Origin of the sequence: Kitasatospora sp. NPDC002551 (genome assembly GCF_040296005.1) — a bacterium.
Lineage (GTDB): Bacteria > Actinomycetota > Actinomycetes > Streptomycetales > Streptomycetaceae > Kitasatospora.
Map to the genome: position 1 here is coordinate 163502 of NZ_JBEOWI010000003.1, position 15799 is coordinate 179300.

General features: G+C 74.6%; 14 protein-coding genes. 5 read left to right on the forward strand and 9 right to left on the reverse strand.

Going from position 1 to position 15799, the window contains the following annotated elements:
• Positions 1–23 precede the first annotated feature (23 nt).
• The gene (locus ABT093_RS04705) at positions 24–1841 is read left to right on the forward strand and encodes an NHL domain-containing thioredoxin family protein (RefSeq protein ID WP_350560354.1); all 1818 of its coding nucleotides are present in this window, start codon (positions 24–26) and stop codon (positions 1839–1841) included.
• Positions 1842–1917: 76 nt separating this feature from the next.
• On the opposite strand, the gene ABT093_RS04710 is transcribed toward ABT093_RS04705, so the two are convergent.
• Together ABT093_RS04710 and ABT093_RS04715 are read right to left on the reverse strand one after the other, a co-directional pair.
• Positions 1918–3231 (reverse strand): M18 family aminopeptidase, encoded by a 1314-nt coding sequence (locus ABT093_RS04710; RefSeq protein ID WP_350560356.1) that lies wholly within the window; start codon positions 3229–3231, stop codon positions 1918–1920.
• A gap of 295 nt (positions 3232–3526) precedes the next feature.
• Entirely contained in the window at positions 3527–5356 is a 1830-nt protein-coding gene (locus tag ABT093_RS04715) for an acyl-CoA dehydrogenase (protein ID WP_350560358.1), read from the reverse strand.
• A 226-nt stretch (positions 5357–5582) separates the two neighbouring features.
• Between ABT093_RS04715 and ABT093_RS04720 the strand changes: the two genes are divergently transcribed.
• On the forward strand, positions 5583–6083 hold the full coding sequence (locus ABT093_RS04720) for an SseB family protein (protein ID WP_380290475.1): 501 nt from the start codon (positions 5583–5585) through the stop codon (positions 6081–6083).
• Positions 6084–6232: 149 nt separating this feature from the next.
• Positions 6233–7192 carry a pirin family protein gene (locus ABT093_RS04725; protein WP_350560360.1) on the forward strand — a complete coding sequence of 320 codons (960 nt, stop codon included), beginning with the start codon at positions 6233–6235 and terminating at the stop codon, positions 7190–7192.
• Here the strand turns inward: ABT093_RS04725 and ABT093_RS04730 are convergent.
• From ABT093_RS04730 to ABT093_RS04740, 3 genes are all read right to left on the reverse strand, one after another.
• The gene (locus ABT093_RS04730) at positions 7093–8007 is read right to left on the reverse strand and encodes an integrase (RefSeq protein WP_350560362.1); all 915 of its coding nucleotides are present in this window, start codon (positions 8005–8007) and stop codon (positions 7093–7095) included. The two genes, ABT093_RS04725 and ABT093_RS04730, sit on opposite strands and share 100 nt — an antisense overlap.
• 295 nt (positions 8008–8302) lie before the next feature.
• Entirely contained in the window at positions 8303–8971 is a 669-nt protein-coding gene (locus tag ABT093_RS04735; RefSeq protein ID WP_350560364.1) for a TIGR03086 family metal-binding protein, read from the reverse strand.
• A complete protein-coding gene (locus ABT093_RS04740; RefSeq protein ID WP_350560366.1) occupies positions 8968–9930 on the reverse strand; it encodes an alpha/beta hydrolase in 963 nt (320 codons plus the stop codon). Before ABT093_RS04740 ends, ABT093_RS04735 begins: the two co-directional genes overlap by 4 nt.
• Before the next feature lie 203 nt (positions 9931–10133).
• On the opposite strand from ABT093_RS04740, the gene ABT093_RS04745 reads away from it, so the two are divergent.
• Complete coding sequence (locus ABT093_RS04745) at positions 10134–10754, forward strand: TetR family transcriptional regulator C-terminal domain-containing protein (RefSeq protein WP_350560368.1); 621 nt, start codon at positions 10134–10136, stop codon at positions 10752–10754.
• Positions 10755–10776: 22 nt separating this feature from the next.
• On the opposite strand, the gene ABT093_RS04750 is transcribed toward ABT093_RS04745, so the two are convergent.
• The 4 genes from ABT093_RS04750 to ABT093_RS04765 form a co-directional block, all read right to left on the reverse strand.
• Positions 10777–12102, reverse strand: coding sequence for an amidase (locus ABT093_RS04750; RefSeq protein WP_350560370.1), 1326 nt, complete (start codon positions 12100–12102; stop codon positions 10777–10779).
• Positions 12103–12162: 60 nt separating this feature from the next.
• Positions 12163–12426: a hypothetical protein gene (locus ABT093_RS04755; protein WP_350560372.1), complete on the reverse strand. Its 264-nt coding sequence runs from the start codon at positions 12424–12426 to the stop codon at positions 12163–12165.
• Between the two features lie 71 nt (positions 12427–12497).
• Entirely contained in the window at positions 12498–13598 is a 1101-nt protein-coding gene (alc, locus tag ABT093_RS04760) for an allantoicase (RefSeq protein WP_350560374.1), read from the reverse strand.
• Between the two features lie 60 nt (positions 13599–13658).
• Positions 13659–14585 carry a LysR family transcriptional regulator gene (locus tag ABT093_RS04765; protein ID WP_502884122.1) on the reverse strand — a complete coding sequence of 309 codons (927 nt, stop codon included), beginning with the start codon at positions 14583–14585 and terminating at the stop codon, positions 13659–13661.
• Between the two features lie 167 nt (positions 14586–14752).
• Between ABT093_RS04765 and ABT093_RS04770 the strand changes: the two genes are divergently transcribed.
• Positions 14753–15733: an LAETG motif-containing sortase-dependent surface protein gene (locus ABT093_RS04770; RefSeq protein ID WP_350560376.1), complete on the forward strand. Its 981-nt coding sequence runs from the start codon at positions 14753–14755 to the stop codon at positions 15731–15733.
• Positions 15734–15799 lie beyond the last annotated feature (66 nt).

Genomic DNA, 15799 nt, shown 5'->3' on the forward strand with positions numbered 1-15799 from the left:
GCCCGGTGCTGTTTGATTGGCCCATGGCATCTCGTGCACGTGTACGCGCCCCCGAGCTGGTCGGGGCAGGCGGTTGGCTGAACACCGGGGGCAGGGAGCTGACGCTCGCCGACTTCCGGGGCAAGATCACCATTCTGGACTTCTGGACGTTCTGCTGCATCAACTGCCTGCACGTCCTCGACGAGCTGCGGGAGCTGGAGGAGAAGCACCGGGACACCGTGGTGATCGTCGGGGTGCACTCGCCCAAGTTCGTGCACGAGGCCGACCACCGGGCCGTGGTGGACGCGGTGGACCGGTACGAGGTGCACCACCCGGTGCTGGACGACCCGGCGCTCGCGACCTGGAAGCAGTACGCGGTGCGGGCCTGGCCGACGCTGGTGGTGATCGACCCGGAGGGGTACGTGGTCGCCCAGCACGCCGGCGAGGGGCACGCGCACGCGATCGCCCGGCTGGTCGAGGAGCTGGAGGCGGAGCACGCCGCGAAGGGCACCCTGCGGCGCGGCGACGGCCCGTACGTGGCACCCGAGCCGACCGCCGGGGACCTCAAGTTCCCCGGCAAGGCCGTCCGGCTGCCGAACGGCCACTTCCTGGTGGCCGACTCCGGCCACCACTCGCTGGTCGAGCTGGAGGCCGACGGCGAGAGCGTGGTGCGCCGGATCGGCGACGGGACGCGCGGCCTGGTGGACGGCGCCGCCCCCCGGTTCAGCGAGCCGCAGGGCCTGGTGCTGCTGCCGGAGGGCACCGCCGGGTACGACGTGGTCGTCGCCGACACCGTCAACCACGCGCTGCGCGGCGTCCGGCTCGCGGACGGCAGCGTGACCACCCTGGCCGGCACCGGCCGGCAGTGGTGGCAGGGCTCGCCCACCGAGGGGCCGGCCCGCGAGGTGGACCTCTCCTCGCCGTGGGACGTCGCCTGGTTCGACGGCCGGGTGTGGATCGCGATGGCCGGCGTCCACCAGCTGTGGGCGTACGACCCGGCCGCCGGCACGGTCGGCGTCGCGGCCGGCACCACCAACGAGGGGCTGGTCGACGGCCCCGCCGCCGAGGCCTGGTTCGCCCAGCCGTCCGGCCTGGCCGTCTCGGCGGACGGCGAGCGGCTCTGGGTCGCCGACTCCGAGACCTCGGCGCTGCGCTGGGTTTCACGTGAAACCAAGGCCGTGCACAGCGCCGTCGGCACCGGCCTGTTCGACTTCGGGCACCGGGACGGCGCGGCCGGGCAAGCGCTGCTCCAGCACCCGCTGGGCGTCACCGTGCTGCCGGACGGCTCGGTGGCCGTCAGCGACACCTACAACCACGCGCTGCGCCGCTACGACCCGGCGAGCGGCGAGGTCAGCACGCTGGCCACCGACCTGCGCGAGCCGTCCGGCGCGGTGCTGGCCGACGGCGACATCGTGGTGGTCGAGTCCGCCCGGCACCGGCTGACCCGGCTGCGGCTGCCCGAGGAGGCCGTCCGGGTGGACGCGGTCGCCCACCGCACCCGGCGGGCCGCCACCGAGGTCGCCCCGGGCGCCCTGCGGCTGGACGTGGTCTTCCGGGCACCCACCGGCCAGAAGCTGGACGAGCGCTACGGCCCGTCCACCCGGCTGCTGGTCAGCGCCACCCCGCCCGAGCTGCTGGTCTCCGGCGCGGGCGCGGACACCGCGCTCTCCCGCGAGCTGGTGCTCTCCGACACGGTGACCGAGGGCGTGCTGCACGTCTCCGCGATGGCGGCGTCCTGCGACGACGACCCGGAGATCGAGTACCCGGCCTGCCACGTCCACCAGCAGGACTGGGGCGTGCCGGTGAAGCTCACCGCCGACGGCGCGCGCCGGCTGCCGCTGGTGCTGGCCGGCCTGGAGTAGCCGGGGACGGCACAAAGGGCGAGGGGCCCGGCGAGTGGAAGAACTCGCCGGGCCCCTCGGGCTGCCGCAGTCGGGCTCAGCCCTCCAGGAACGCCTTGATCGCGCTCGCCAGCAGGTACGGGTCCTCCGCCCCGCACAGCTCGCGCGCCGAGTGCATGGAGAGCGCCGCGATGCCGCAGTCCACCGTCTGGATGCCGAGGCGGGCCGCGGTGATCGGGCCGATCGTCGTCCCGCAGGGCATGGCGTTGTTGGAGACGAAGGTCTGCCACGGCACGCCGGCCTTCTCGCAGGCCGCCGCGAACACCGCCCGGCCGACGCCGTCGGTGGCGTACCGGTTGTTGACGTTCACCTTGAGGATCGGACCGGCGTTGGGCATCGGGTGGTGGCCCGGCTCGTGCCGCTCGCTGTAGTTCGGGTGCACGGCGTGACCCATGTCGGAGGAGAGGCAGACGGTGCCGGCCAGCGCCCGGGCCCGGTCCTCCAGACCGCCGCCGCGCGCGTACACGCTGCGCTCCAGGACGTTGCCGAGCAGCGGGCTCTGCGCGCCGGTGTCCGACTCGCTGCCGGTCTCCTCGTGGTCGAAGGCGGCCAGCACGGGGATGTACGGCAGCGCCGCGCCGTCCGTCTCGGCGGCGGTGGCCACCGCGGCCAGCGCGGCGGTGGCGGCGTGCACCGAGAGCAGGTTGTCCAGCCGCGGGCCGGCCAGCAGCTCACGGTCCCGGCCCAGGTAGGAGGCGGGCTGGACGTCGTGGGTCATGAGGTCCCAGCCGGTCACGTCGGCCGCGTCGACCCCCGCCCGCTGGGCGACGTAGCCGATCAGCGAGCCCTCGTCGACCGGGCCGAGGCCCCAGATCGGCGTGAGGTGGCGCTGCTTGTCCAGCTTCATGCCGTCGTTGACCTGGCGGTCCAGGTGGATGGCCAGCTGCGGCACGCGCAGCAGCGGCTCGTCCAGCTGGACCAGCCGCCGGCCGCCGTCGCGCAGGGTGAGCCGGCCGGAGAGGCCGAGGTCCCGGTCGAGCCAGGTGTTGAGCGGCACCCCTCCGTAGATCTCCACCGCGACCTGCCGCCAGCCCGCCGACCCGGTGTCGGGAATCGGCTTGACCCGCAGGTTGGGTGAGTCGGTATGGGTGCCCACCACGCGGAACGGCGTTTCCGGTCCCGCGCCGGCCGGCACGTACCAGGCGATCAGCGCGCCGCCGCGGACGACGTACCGGCCGCCGGCCACGCCGTCCCAGGAGTCCGTTTCCAGCACCTGCCGGAACCCGGCTTTCTCCAGACGCTCGGCCGCGCTCGCGACCGCGTGGTAGGGCGACGGCGAGGTGCCGAGGAAGGCGATCAGGTCATCGGTGTGCGTCCGGTCGAAGAAGGCCTGGCGGGCGGCGGTCGACATGCTGCTCCTGGGTCGAGGGAGGGCCGAGGCCGAAATGGGGGATCGGCTTCGCACCTTGAGCATATGCCCGTACACGGACATGACACTCGGAGCATCCCAACGGATGCACAACGCAGACAGAAACGTGAACTGACGGCCCGTCTCGGGGCGTCCGGCGGTGAGCGGGCGTCCGCGGACACACCGAAGGGCCCGGTCGGCGGGACCGGGCCCTTCGGTGTGAGGGTGGGGTCAGGCGGTCAGAGAGGTGTCACGCGCGGCGTGCCCGGGGACGGGCGGCGGCGGGAGACGGGTGGCGTCAGAACGCCTCCTCCGCCAGCTCCATGATCTCGTTGTCGATGCCCTCGGCGATCAGGCGCTGCGGGGCGACGGTCGGCAGCACGTTGCGGGCGAAGAAGCGGGCGGCCGCGACCTTGCCCTGGTAGAACGGCACGTCCTTCTCGGAGGCGCCGGCCTCCAGCTTGGCCAGGGCCACCGCGGCCTGGCGCAGCAGCAGCCAGCCGACCACGACGTCGCCGGAGACCATCAGCAGGCGGGTGGTGTTCAGGCCCACCTTGTACATGTTCTTGACGTCCTGCTCGACCGAGGAGAGGTCGGCGAGCAGCTTGCCGACGATGGCCTCCAGGTCGCCGGCGGCCTTGGCGAGCAGCTCGCGCTCGGCGGCCAGGGCGTCGCCGCCCGCGGCGGAGCCGAGGAACTTCTGGATCTGCTCGGACAGGGCGGTGAGCGCCTGGCCGCCGTCCTTGACGATCTTGCGGAAGAAGAAGTCCTGGCCCTGGATGGCCGTGGTGCCCTCGTAGAGGGTGTCGATCTTGGCGTCCCGGATGTACTGCTCGATCGGGTACTCCTGCAGGTAGCCGGAGCCACCGAAGGTCTGCAGGGACTGGGCGAGCTGCTCGTAGGACTTCTCCGAGCCGTAGCCCTTGACGATCGGCAGGAGCAGGTCGTTGAGGCGCTCGGCGGCCTCGTCGTGCTCGCCGCGCAGCTTGGCGGCCGTCATGTCGTCCTGGACGGAGGCGGTGAACAGCACCAGGGCGCGCATGCCCTCGGCGTACGCCTTCTGGGTCAGCAGCGAGCGGCGCACGTCCGGGTGGTGGGTGATGGTGACGCGCGGGGCGGTCTTGTCCAGGAACTGCGAGATGTCGGCGCCCTGCACGCGCTCCTTGGCGTACTCCAGCGCGTTCAGGTAGCCGGTGGAGAGGGTGGCGATGGCCTTCGTGCCGACCATCATCCGGGCGAACTCGATGATCTTGAACATCTGACGGATGCCGTCGACCTTCTCGCCGAGCAGCCAGCCCTTGGCCGGGTGCTTGGCGCCGAAGGTCATCTCGCAGGTGTTCGAGGCCTTCAGGCCCATCTTGTGCTCGACGTTGGTGGCGTAGACGCCGTTGCGCTCGCCCAGCTCGCCGGTCTCCCAGTCGAAGTCGAACTTGGGGACGACGAACAGGCCCAGGCCCTTGGTGCCCGGCTTGCCGCCCTCGGGGCGGGCCAGCACCAGGTGGATGATGTTCTCGGACATGTCGTGCTCGCCCGAGGTGATGAAGCGCTTGACGCCCTCGATGTGCCAGGAGCCGTCCTCCTGCCGGATGGCCTTGGTGCGGCCGGCGCCGACGTCCGAACCGGCGTCCGGCTCGGTGAGGACCATGGTGGAGCCCCACAGGCGGTCGGTCATCCGCTTGGCGATCTCGAGCTGCTCCTCGGTGCCCTCCTCGGCGATGACGCCGGCGAAGGCCGGGCCGGAGGAGTACATCCAGATGGCCGGGTTGGAGCCGAGGATCTGCTCCGCGAAGGCCCAGATCAGCGAGTTCGGGGTGACCTGGCCACCGATCGACTCCGGGATGCCCAGGCGCCACCACTCGGCGTCCATGAAGGTCTGGTAGCTCTTCTTGAAGGTCGCCGGGATCGGCGCGGTGTTGGTCTCCGGGTCGAAGACCGGGGGGTTGCGGTCGGTGTCGGTGAAGGACGCGGCGAGGTCGTTCTCGGCGAGGCGTGCGATCTCGCTCAGGATGTTCTTCGCGGTCTCGACGTCCATCTCCGCGAACGGTCCGGTGCCGTACACCTGCTCGCGACCGAACACCTCGAAGAGGTTGAACTCCACGTCCCGCAGGTTGGACTTGTAGTGACCCATGGCCGTTATCTCCGGTTCGTCGCTTGCGGGACACCTCCGCGTTCGGGCGCCCGTACCCACCAGTAGGCCTCATGATGCTACCCAGCGGTAACTTGTTTCAAGCCCCCGTCGGCGAATCCTCCGCGGATTCCGGTATGAACGTGGTCACGTCCCACAAGGCGGGACGGCCCGCTCTTGTCAGGATCGGCGCCCGCGCGGCGGCCCGCGCTCCCGATAGCCTGTCCGTGTGTACGGCTATGACCAGAACGCGTACCCGGGCGATCCCTACCAGCAGGCGGGGCCGCAGCCGGGCATGAACGGCATGCCCGGCCCCGGCCCGTACGGCGAGCAGCCGCCGAGCGCGCAGCAGTCCCTCTACCCGGAGCCCTCGCCGCCGTCCCTGGCGGACGCGGTCAGGGCCTTCACCACCGGCTCGATGGCGGTGGAGGACTTCCAGGCCATCTTCATCACCTCCAAGGTGCACTGCCCGCGCGGCGACCGGCCGGGCTTCCTGGCCCTGCACAACACGCCGACGCCGGTCATCCCGATGTTCAGCTCGCTGAAGGAACTGCGCCGGTACGCCGGCAAGGACTCCAAGCACTTCACCGTCACCGGCGCCGAGGTCCTCGACCTGCTGCCGACCGGCTACGGCTTCGCACTGGACATGGAGGGCGAGCACCGGATGGTGTTCGACGCCAAGGCGGTCGAGCAGATGGTCGACTTCACCATGCGCCGGATGTACGGCTGACGGAGGATGGACGGGGGCCCGGCGGGCACCCCGTCCACGGGTCCACCGGTCGCACGCACGTTTGGTTCAATTTTCAACTTGCTTCTTGTTGAGCATTGAACTAATCTCGTGGACACAGGCCAGAGGAACATCCCCCGAAGGAGGCCGACATGCCCGCCGTGACCGTCGAGAACCCGCTGACCCTCCCCCGCGTCGCCACCCCGGACCCCGCCGCCTCGGCCGCCCGGCCGGTCCTCACCGTCGCGACCGCCCCCGAGGGCTTCGAAGGCGAGGGCTTCCCCGTCCGCCGCGCCTTCGCCAAGATCAACCAGAAGTACCTCGACCCGTTCATCATGATGGACCAGATGGGCGAGGTGGACTACGCGGCCGGCGAGCCGAAGGGAACCCCCTGGCATCCGCACCGCGGCTTCGAGACGGTCACGTACATCATCGACGGCACGTTCATCCACCAGGACTCGCACGGCGGCGGCGGCACCATCACCGACGGCGACACCCAGTGGATGACCGCCGGCTCGGGCCTGCTGCACATCGAGACCCCGCCGGAGTCGCTGGTGAGGTCGGGCGGCCTGTTCCACGGCCTCCAGCTGTGGGTGAACCTGCCCGCCTCGGACAAGATGATCGCCCCCAAGTACCAGGACATCCGCGGCGGCAGCGTCAAGCTGCTCAGCACCGGGGACGGCGGCGCGCTGCTGCGCGTCATCGCCGGCGAGCTGGACGGCCACCAGGGCCCGGGCACCACCTTCACCCCGATCACCATGATCCACGCCTCGGTCAGCCCCGGCGCCCAGATCACCCTGCCCTGGCGCTCCGACTTCAACGCCCTCGCCTACGGCCTCGCCGGCAACGGCTCGGCCGGCACCGAGCACCGCCCCTTCCACCGGGGCCAGGCCGTCGTCTTCGGCGACGGCGACTCCCTCACCATCCGCGCCGACGAGAAGCAGGACTCCCGCGACAACAACTTCGAGGTCGTCCTCCTCGGCGGCCTGCCGATCCGCGAGCCCGTCGCCCACTACGGCCCGTTCGTCATGAACAGCCACCGCGAACTCCAGCAGGCCATGGAGGACTTCCACGCCGGCCGCCTCGGCACCATCCCCGCCGACGGCCACTGATCCCCACCCGGCCGCACCCGCGCCGCCCTCCGGCGCTCCGCGCAGCGACGACGCCCCGGCCCTCCCCGTCCCTCCTGGAGACGGGCGTAGAGGGCCGGGGCGTCGTCGTACGTCGTGCCGCGCGGCCAGCGCTCGCAGGCGGCGTCCGCCCGCTCCACCGCCCGCACCCGGGCGGTCAGCCCGGCCGGGCCGGACTCCGCGAGCAGCCGCAGCGCGTCGCCCCAACTGCCCGGGCCGAAGCGCTCGGTGAACCGCGCGGCGCCGTCCGACAGGGCGGCCACCGCGCGCAGCCCGGCCGGCGGGACGAAGCCGGTCTCGGCGTGCCCGGCCGCCCGCGGGCCGGCGGCGGCGATCCACGGGCCGCGGCCGGAGTTGCGGGCCGCCCGGACCGCCGGCGCGTACCGCAGGTGCAGCGCGGCGCGCTCGGCGCGGCCGGGCACGGTCGCCCGCACCTGCCGGCGCGGCGCCTCCCCGCCCGGGAAGCGCCGGCTGTCGCCGATCGCCCGGGGCGGGCCCTCGGCCGGCTCCGGCACCGGCAGCGAGTCGCCGGGCACCAGGTACTCCAGCGCCGACCCGTGCCGACGGGCCGCGACCACCGTCGCGGCCGGTGTGTCGGGGTGGGCGAGGTCGCAGCGCCCGCCGTGCAGGGCGGCCGTCTCGGCGATCGCGTCGGCCAGGCACCCGGCGATCGAGCGGTCCGCGCGGTCGGTGAGCCGGGCCGGCCGGTGCACCCCGCGTCTGCGGACGTACCAGGCGGTGCCGTGGCGGCAGCCGGACTCCGGACCGGCCGGCGTGCTCGACCCGTCGAGCAGCACCGGCGCCTCGGAGGTGGATCCCGAGAGTGTGCGCGCCGGGTGCGGCGCACGCCCAGCCCCGTGCACGCGCCGCGCCGCCCGCCCCGGTGGCAGGGCGGGGGATCCGGCCCTACCGTCGGAGCACGAGCGGACGTTTCGGACGAAGGCGAGGAACGGGATGTTCTGGCAGTTCATCGTGGTGACGGTCGCCTCGTTCGGCTTCCCGACCGCCGCGCTGCTCTTCTTCATCGGCGGGCCCCGCTTCCCCGACGAGCGGCGCGAGGACCGGTAGACGGCGCGCGGCGGGGCGGGCGGTTCAGCGCGCCGCGACCGCCCAGGCCGTGTCGCGGCCCAGCAGGGCGAGCGCGCGCCCGAACGGCCCGGCCTCCCCGTCCACCGCCCGGACGGCGGCGAAGGCCCGCCCCGGCGCCCGGTCCGGGGCGGCGGCCGGCACGGCCCCGGCCACCGCGAGCAGCGCCTCGGCGAGCGGCGGTTCGCCCTCCACGGCGGCCACCAGCCGGTCCGGCGGGCCCAGCGCGACCGCCACGTCCCAGGCGTGCACCAGGGTGTCCAGCAGATGGAAGCCGACCGCGCGCTCGAACGGGACCGGAGCGCCGTCGCGGACCTCCGGCAGCCGGAGCGGGGCGGGCCGCGGCGCGGCGGCGGCGAGGGCGAAGGCGGCGGTCAGCCGCGCGGCCGAGTGCCGGAAGGCCCCGCCCGGATCACCGTGCACCGGATCACCGTGCACCGGGACGCCGTGCACCGGGACGCCGTGCACCGGGACGCCGTGCCAGAGCGCGGGGTCCGGCCCGGCCCCGGCGGCGGCCGCGGCGAAGCCCCGGTGCAGGCCGACCATGTGCTCCACCAGGTGCCGCAGCGACCAGCCGGCGCAGGGCGTCGGCAGCACCAGCTGCTCCGGCTGCACGGTGTCCACCACGGCGGCGGCCAACTCCAGGGAGCGGGTGTGCAGTTCGAGCAGGCTCATGCCGCGCCCAGCTCCGTCGCGGGATCCGCCGCCGCGCCGGCCGACGACGCCCCGGCCTGCGACACCCCGACCTCCGGCGCTGCGGCCTCCGGTGCCCCGGCCGCCGCCGTCCCGGCGGAGAGGAATCCGATCACGTTGTCGATCACGGTCGGCTCGGTCAGGATCCGCCGGTGGCCCAGCCCCCGGGTGGCCAGCAGCTCCAGCCGGTCCCCGTACGCGGCCCGCAGCCGCCGGGCCTGGGCGAACGGGACGACGTCGTCGTCCTCGTCGTGCGCCACCAGGATCGGCACATCGATCTCCTCGGGAGCGCGGGCGGCGTCGAAGTGCGTCCGCACGTCGCAGACCCCGGGGAACATCGCGCCGCTCTCCGCCCGGCGCCGCAACTCCCGTTCCACGGTGGCGTTGAGGCCGAGCACCGCGCAGAACCCGGCGGGCAGCCAGGACACCTCGGCGACGCCGGCCACGGCGACCAGCCGCCCGGCCCGCAGCCCCTCGCGCAGCGCCAGGAAGGCGGCGTTGACGCCCAGCGAGTGGGCGATCACCGCCTCGAAGGCGCCGTACTCCCGCTGGAGCCGCAGGGCGATGGCGCGGTGGTCCAGCACCGTGGCGGTCCGGCCGCCGGAGTCACCGTGCCCGGGGGCGTCGTAGCCGACGGCGCTCAGGCCGAGCGCGCGCAGCCGGGGCACGAAGTCCGCGAACCGGGAGGCCCGGGACTGCCAGCCGTGCATCAGCAGGACGGGCCGGCTGCCGTCGCCCCAGCGGTGGACGACCACCGGCACGCCGCCGTGGTGCAGCGTCCGGGTGACGGCCCCGGCGTGCGCCTCGCGCTCGCGGGTGCGGACGCGGGCGCGCCGCAGGGGGTGGCGGTAGAGCTCGAACGCGGCCCGGCCGGCGAGGCCGGGGGCGACCAGCGCGGTGGCGTTCAGGGTGGTGCGGATCAGTGCGACGGCCGGGTCCATGCGGAACTCCCTGTGGATGCCGAGGGGCAAGAGCCGAACTGGGCGGGATATTAGCACGACCGTTCGTGCTTTTTTATGTCCAGTACCGCCCGCCCGTTACCCTGGCCGCACGGACAGGGGCCGGAGAACTGGGGTGAGCGGTGGCCGGATCGAGCAGGTCGAGCACGGCGGGCAGGTCGGGCACGTCCAGGACGGACGGACGGGTGCTGCGCGGCGAGGAGACCCGCCGGACGGTCCTGCGCCGCGCCGTGGAGATCGCCTCCGTCGAGGGCCTGGACGCCCTGTCGATCGGGCGGCTCGCCACCGACCTCGGGCTCAGCAAGAGCGGGGTCTTCGCCGGCTTCGGCTCCAAGGAGGAGCTCCAGCTCGCCACCATCCGGGCGGCCCGGCGGATCTTCTCCGACGCGGTGCTCGACCCGATCGCCGCCGAGCCCCCCGGGCTTCGCAAGCTCCGCCTGCTCTGCGAGTCCTGGCTGGCCTACTCGCGCGCCCGGATCTTCCCCGGCGGCTGCTTCTTCTACGAGGCCAACGCCGAGTACGACGCCCGCCCCGGCCCGCTGCGCGACGCCCTCGCGGCCAACTGGCGGGAGTGGCACGCCACCGTCCTCGGCCTGCTGGCCGGGGCCCGCGACACCGGCGAACTGCGCGCCGACGCCGACCTGGAGGACATCGCGTTCACCCTGATCGCCGTCCTGGAGAACGCCAACCCGCAGGCCCTGCTGTTCGACGACCACACGCCGTACGAGCGCGCCCACCGCGCCGCGCTGCGCCGGCTGCGCGCGGACGCCGCCGATCCGGACACCCCCGCGCTGCGGGCGGACTGAGCCCGCGGCGCCCGGACGGCGCTCAGGCCGCGTCCAGCACCCGCTCCAGGACAGCCGCCCGGGCCAGCAGCAGCTCGTCCGCACCGGCCTCGCCGACCACCTGGAGGCCCAGCGGCAGGCCCCGCGCCGTCACCCCGGCGGGCAGGCTCAGCGCGGGCAGTCCCGCACAGCTCCACGGCAGCGACATCACGGCGCTGCCGGTGCTGTCCAGCCCCAGCGGGGCCGGACCGGTCGCCGAGGGGGCCAGCAGCAGGTCCACCCCGGCCCGCCGGCGCTGCTCGGCGAGCCGCTCCCGGAAGGCCGCGAGGGCGCGCAGCGCCGCCCGGTAGGAGGCCCGGTCGACGCTCCGGCCGTGCCGGATGCCCGCCACCGTCTCCGGCCGGTACAGGGCGCCGAAGCGGTCGAACCACTCGGCGTGGGAGGCCGCCATCTCGAACCGGTTGACCGTCCGCACCTGCCGCTCCAGCTCGCCGAAGTCCGGCAGCAGATCGACCTGGCGAACCGTCAGGCCCCGGGTGGACAGCAGCTCCAGCTGCCGGCGGAAGGCCCGCAGCGCCTCCGGCTCGACCCGCTCCAGGTACGGGCCGACCGGGACGCCGAGCACCGGCACGTCGTCGTCCCCGCCCCGCGGCAGCCCGCGCCCGGCGTCCCAGTCGTCGCAGAGCAGCGCGGCGGCCAGCGCGGCGCCCGCCAGGTCGGCGGTGAACAGGCCCGGGGTGTCGTAGCTCGGCGCGTTCGGGATCACGCCCGCCGCCGGGATCCGGCCGTGCGTCGGCCGGAAGCCCACCACCCCGCAGTAGGCCGCCGGGCGCACCACCGAGCCGATCGTCTGGGTGCCGATCGCGAGCGGCACCAGCCCGGCCGCGACCGCCGCCGCCGAACCGCTGCTGGAGCCGCCCGGGGTGTGGCCGCAGTGGTGCGGATTGCGGGTCGGTCCGGGGGCGCTGCCCGCGAACTCGGCGGTCACCGTCTTGCCCGCCACCAGCGCGCCGGCCGCCCGCAGCCGGTCCACCACGGCGGCCTGCGGCCCGGCCAGCACGCCCGGCGGCAGCGCCGAACCGGCGTGCGTGGGCAGGCCGTCCACGTGCACGATGTCCTTGACCCCGACGGCCACCCCGTACAGCGGCGGCGCCCGGTCGGGATCGGGGTGGCGGGCGGCGAGCGCCCGGGCCTCGGCGTGCAGCCGGTCGGCGCGGCCGGGCTCCGGCACGAAGGCGTGGATCAGCGGGTCCACCTGCTCGATCCGGGCGCAGAGCCGGTCGACGTGGACGGCCAGGGCGGGTACGCCCGCGCGCAGCGCGGCGGCCTCACGGGTCAACGACCGCGGCCGGACCGGGGATTCCTCCATGACGACCACGGTAGCCCCGGCCCCGCGGGCCCGGTCCACCGCATCACCGGTGGCGGGCGTTCACCCCGTCGGCCAGGCGGTCTCGCGCTGTTCGCCGGGCGGGCGCGGCCGGTGCTCCTCGGCCAGCCAGGGGGCCTCGCGCAGCAGGTAGGCCCCGCAGGTGTGGCAGCAGAGTTCGGGGGTTCGCCCCCAGTCCACCGCCTCCCGGGCGGGCGCGCGGGCGTCCAGCTCCCGGCCGCACATCGCCACGCTCCCGCCGCCGCGGACCAGGTGCCACAGCCGCACCCCGGCGGAGGCGCCGCCGGCACCGTACTCGGCACGCATCTGGTGCATCATCCCCCCATCGTCCGGCGGCCCGCCGGGCCCGGCAACCGGAAGGCCGGGCCCGGGGGCGCTCAGACCAGGGCGCCCCAGAGCCGCAGCCGGGCGATCCCGCCGTCCGGGAAGACGTCCAGCCGGACGTGGGTGGCCGGGCGCGGCGCGCCGATCACCAGGCGGTGCACGGCGTCCGGCTGCAGCCGGGTGCGCGGCACCAGTTCGAACCACTCCCCGGGGTCCGCGCCGTGCTCGTCCCGGCCGGACAGCGCCGCCCAGCCGGCCGCGTTGCCCACGTAGTAGCCGGTGTCGATCTCCACCGCCCGGACCGCGCCCCGACCGGCCAGCCGCAGCCGGACCCAGTCGTGGCCCGCGTCCCGGCGCCGGCGGTTCTCCCAACCGTCTCCCATCGCACGGGACTTGCCGGGAAGCACGAGGCCGACCGGAGAGGAGTAGAAGCGGTCCGAGGTGTCCTCGACGGCGCCGCCGTTCTCGGCCGCGGCCAGGTCGAAGGTGCCGAGCGCGGCCAGCCAGGCCTGGTCCGGGCGGGCATCGCCGTGCACCCGGAAGCGCGCGATGCCGCCGTCGGGGTACTGGCGCAGCCGCAGATGGGTGACGCGGCGGCGGTCGGCGACGGCGAAGCCGTTGGCGGCGTGGCCGCGCACCGGTGAGCGGGGGACCAGCGGGTGCCAGACCGTCCCCGCGGCCAGCAGCTCCTCCGGGCCCGGGGTGCCGGGGAGTTCGGCGCCCTCGACGCTGATCCGCTGCGGGTGGTTGCCCCGGAAGTGGGCGGTGTCGACGACCACGCCGTGCACGACGCCCGGCACGCCCAGGCGGACCAGGGCCCAGTCGTGGTCACCGTCGGCCGGGTGCGGGCGGTCGGCGGCGGCGCCCCGGCGCCGCCGGGTCTCCCAACCGTCCATGAGCTGCCCCTTGTTGCCGAAGGTGTGCGGGCGGAACTCGGCGCGCCGGGGCAGCAGGAGGTTCTCCCGCTCGGCGAACAGCTCGTCGTTGGCGGCGACGACGGCGCCGCCCAGCCGGCGGTCGGCGAGGTCGACCAGGGCGGTGAACGGGAAGTCGGCGGCGCGGTAGTCCGCGTACGGGTCGCCGCCCCCGTACGGCGGGGCGCCGGCGTCGGACACCCGAGCGGGGTTCGGGCTGGAGTTCGCTTCGGTGGTCATGCCCGTCACCCTCGCGCCGGGCGGCCGGCCGGGTCCATCGCGAAGAACCGGGCAAACCGTTCAGCCGGCCTGAACGGTGCGGGCCACCGCCGCCAGTTCGGCCAGTACCCGGCGCAGCGGCGGCGTGCGCTCCGTCCCGGCCCGTACCGCCGCCACCACCCGCCGGGCCGGCAGGTCCGCCGGCAGCGCCCGGACCACCGCTCCGGCGCACCGCCCGGCCGAGGCCAGCCGGGGCACCAGCGCCACCCCGAGACCGGCCGCCACCATGGCCAGGATCGCCGTCCAGTCGGCGGCGGTGTGCGCCCGCTCCGGTACGAACCCGGCCTCGGCGCAGGCCTCCCGGGTGATCTCCCGCCACGGCCCGGCCGCGCCGTAGATCCACGGCTCGCGCGCGAGGTCCGCCAGCCGCAGCCCCGGCGCCCCGGCCAGCGGGTGCCCGGGCGGCAGCGCGACGTCCAGCGGGTCGCTGAGCAGGTGCGTCCCGACGATGCCGGGGCCCCGGCCGAACGCGCCGACGGACAGCGACAGCGCCAGGTCGACGTCCCCCGCCGCCAGCAGCCGGAGCGTCCCGTCGGCCTCCGCCTCCACCACCCGCACCGCCAACTGCGGTGCGGCCACGCGCAATCGGGCCACCGCGGGGACGAGCAGCCCGCTGATCGCGGTGGGGAAGGCGCCCACCCGGACCTCGCCGGCCTCGCCGTGCAGATAGCCCGCCAGCTCGGCTTCGGCCCGCTCCAACTGTCCGAAAACCACCGCCGCGTGACGCAGCACCAACCGGGCCGCCGGGGTCAGCCGCACCCGCCGGCCGTACGGCTCCAGCATCGGCGCGCCCACCTGCCGGGCCAGCGCCGAGATCTGCTGGGAGACCGCCGACGGCGAGAGATGGAGCCGTTCGGCCGCCGCCGTCACCGTCCCGCACTCGTCGACCGCGCGCAGCACCCGCAGCCGCCGCAGGTCCCAGTCGCCCACCGCACCCGCCGCACCCATCGGGCCAGGGTAGGGCGTCCGGGGGCGCGATCCGGCCACCCCGGGGGAGACCCTTCGCCCACGTCCCGGTAGGGTGCCGCTCCTGCGACGCCACCGGACTTTCGGATCCGGTCGCCAAGTCGCCCATATTCGGACAGACTTCATCACAATACGCTGGAGCCAAAACCTTGCGCTCTTCCCGCCTCCTGGCCGCGTCCACGCTGCTCGCGCTGTCCCTCGGCGCGACCGCGGGCACGGCCACCGCCGGCGCCGCCGCCGTCTCGCCCACGCCGACCCCGCCGGCCACCGCGACCGCCGAGCCGAGCACCACGCCGACCCCGACCGGCACCCCGAGCGCCACCCCGACCGGCACCCCCTCGGCCACCGCCTCACCGTCGGCGAGCACCTCCCCGAGCGCCACCGCCAAGCCCAGCGGCACCGCCACGAAGCCGCCGGTCCTCCCCACCCCGTCGGCCCCCACGAACCGCTGCCAGGGCGGCGTCCACGGTGGCGACATCAAGGTGACCGGCACCGGCCTCTGGGACACCACCCTGGTCAAGGGCGGCCCCGCCCAGGAGGTGCAGGTCACCTTCGAGAACACCACCGGGGTCGACATCTCCACCTTCTCGTCCAGCATCTACATCACGGACGAGTACAACGACCATCCGCTGGACTGGCGGAACGACTTCTTCACGGTCCAGCTCCGCCTGCCCGGATCGGACTGGAAGGCCGCCGAATTGGTCGGCCGTCACCTCGACACCGGCACCCACAAGCTGGCCAAGGGCGAGAAGCTCACCATCCAGTTCCGGATCGCCGCGAACACCGCCCCGGTCGGTGCCTACGGCGGCAACCTCAGCGGTGGGTCGGAGCCCTTCGACAACACGCCGGCTCTCCCCAAGCCCGGCTCCGAGCTGAAGGACAGCTGCACCCAGTACCGCAACGAGTACCAGGGCGACTTCAAGGTCACCGACAAGGCCGGGGCCACCGCCGCCAGCAGCACGGCGGCGAGCCACTCCGCCTCGCCGACCGCGGTGAGCGGCCCGCACCTGGCCGAGACCGGCTCCAGCTCCACCACCCTGCCGATCGCCGTCGGCGGTGCCGTGGTGCTCGCGGCCGGCGCCGGGACGCTGCTCGCGCTGCGCCGCCGCAAGGCCGGCGCGCACGGCTGATCGCGGACCGGAAAAAGTGCGGGGGATACGCACAACCGTTCGCATCCCCCGCACGTCCACCTAACG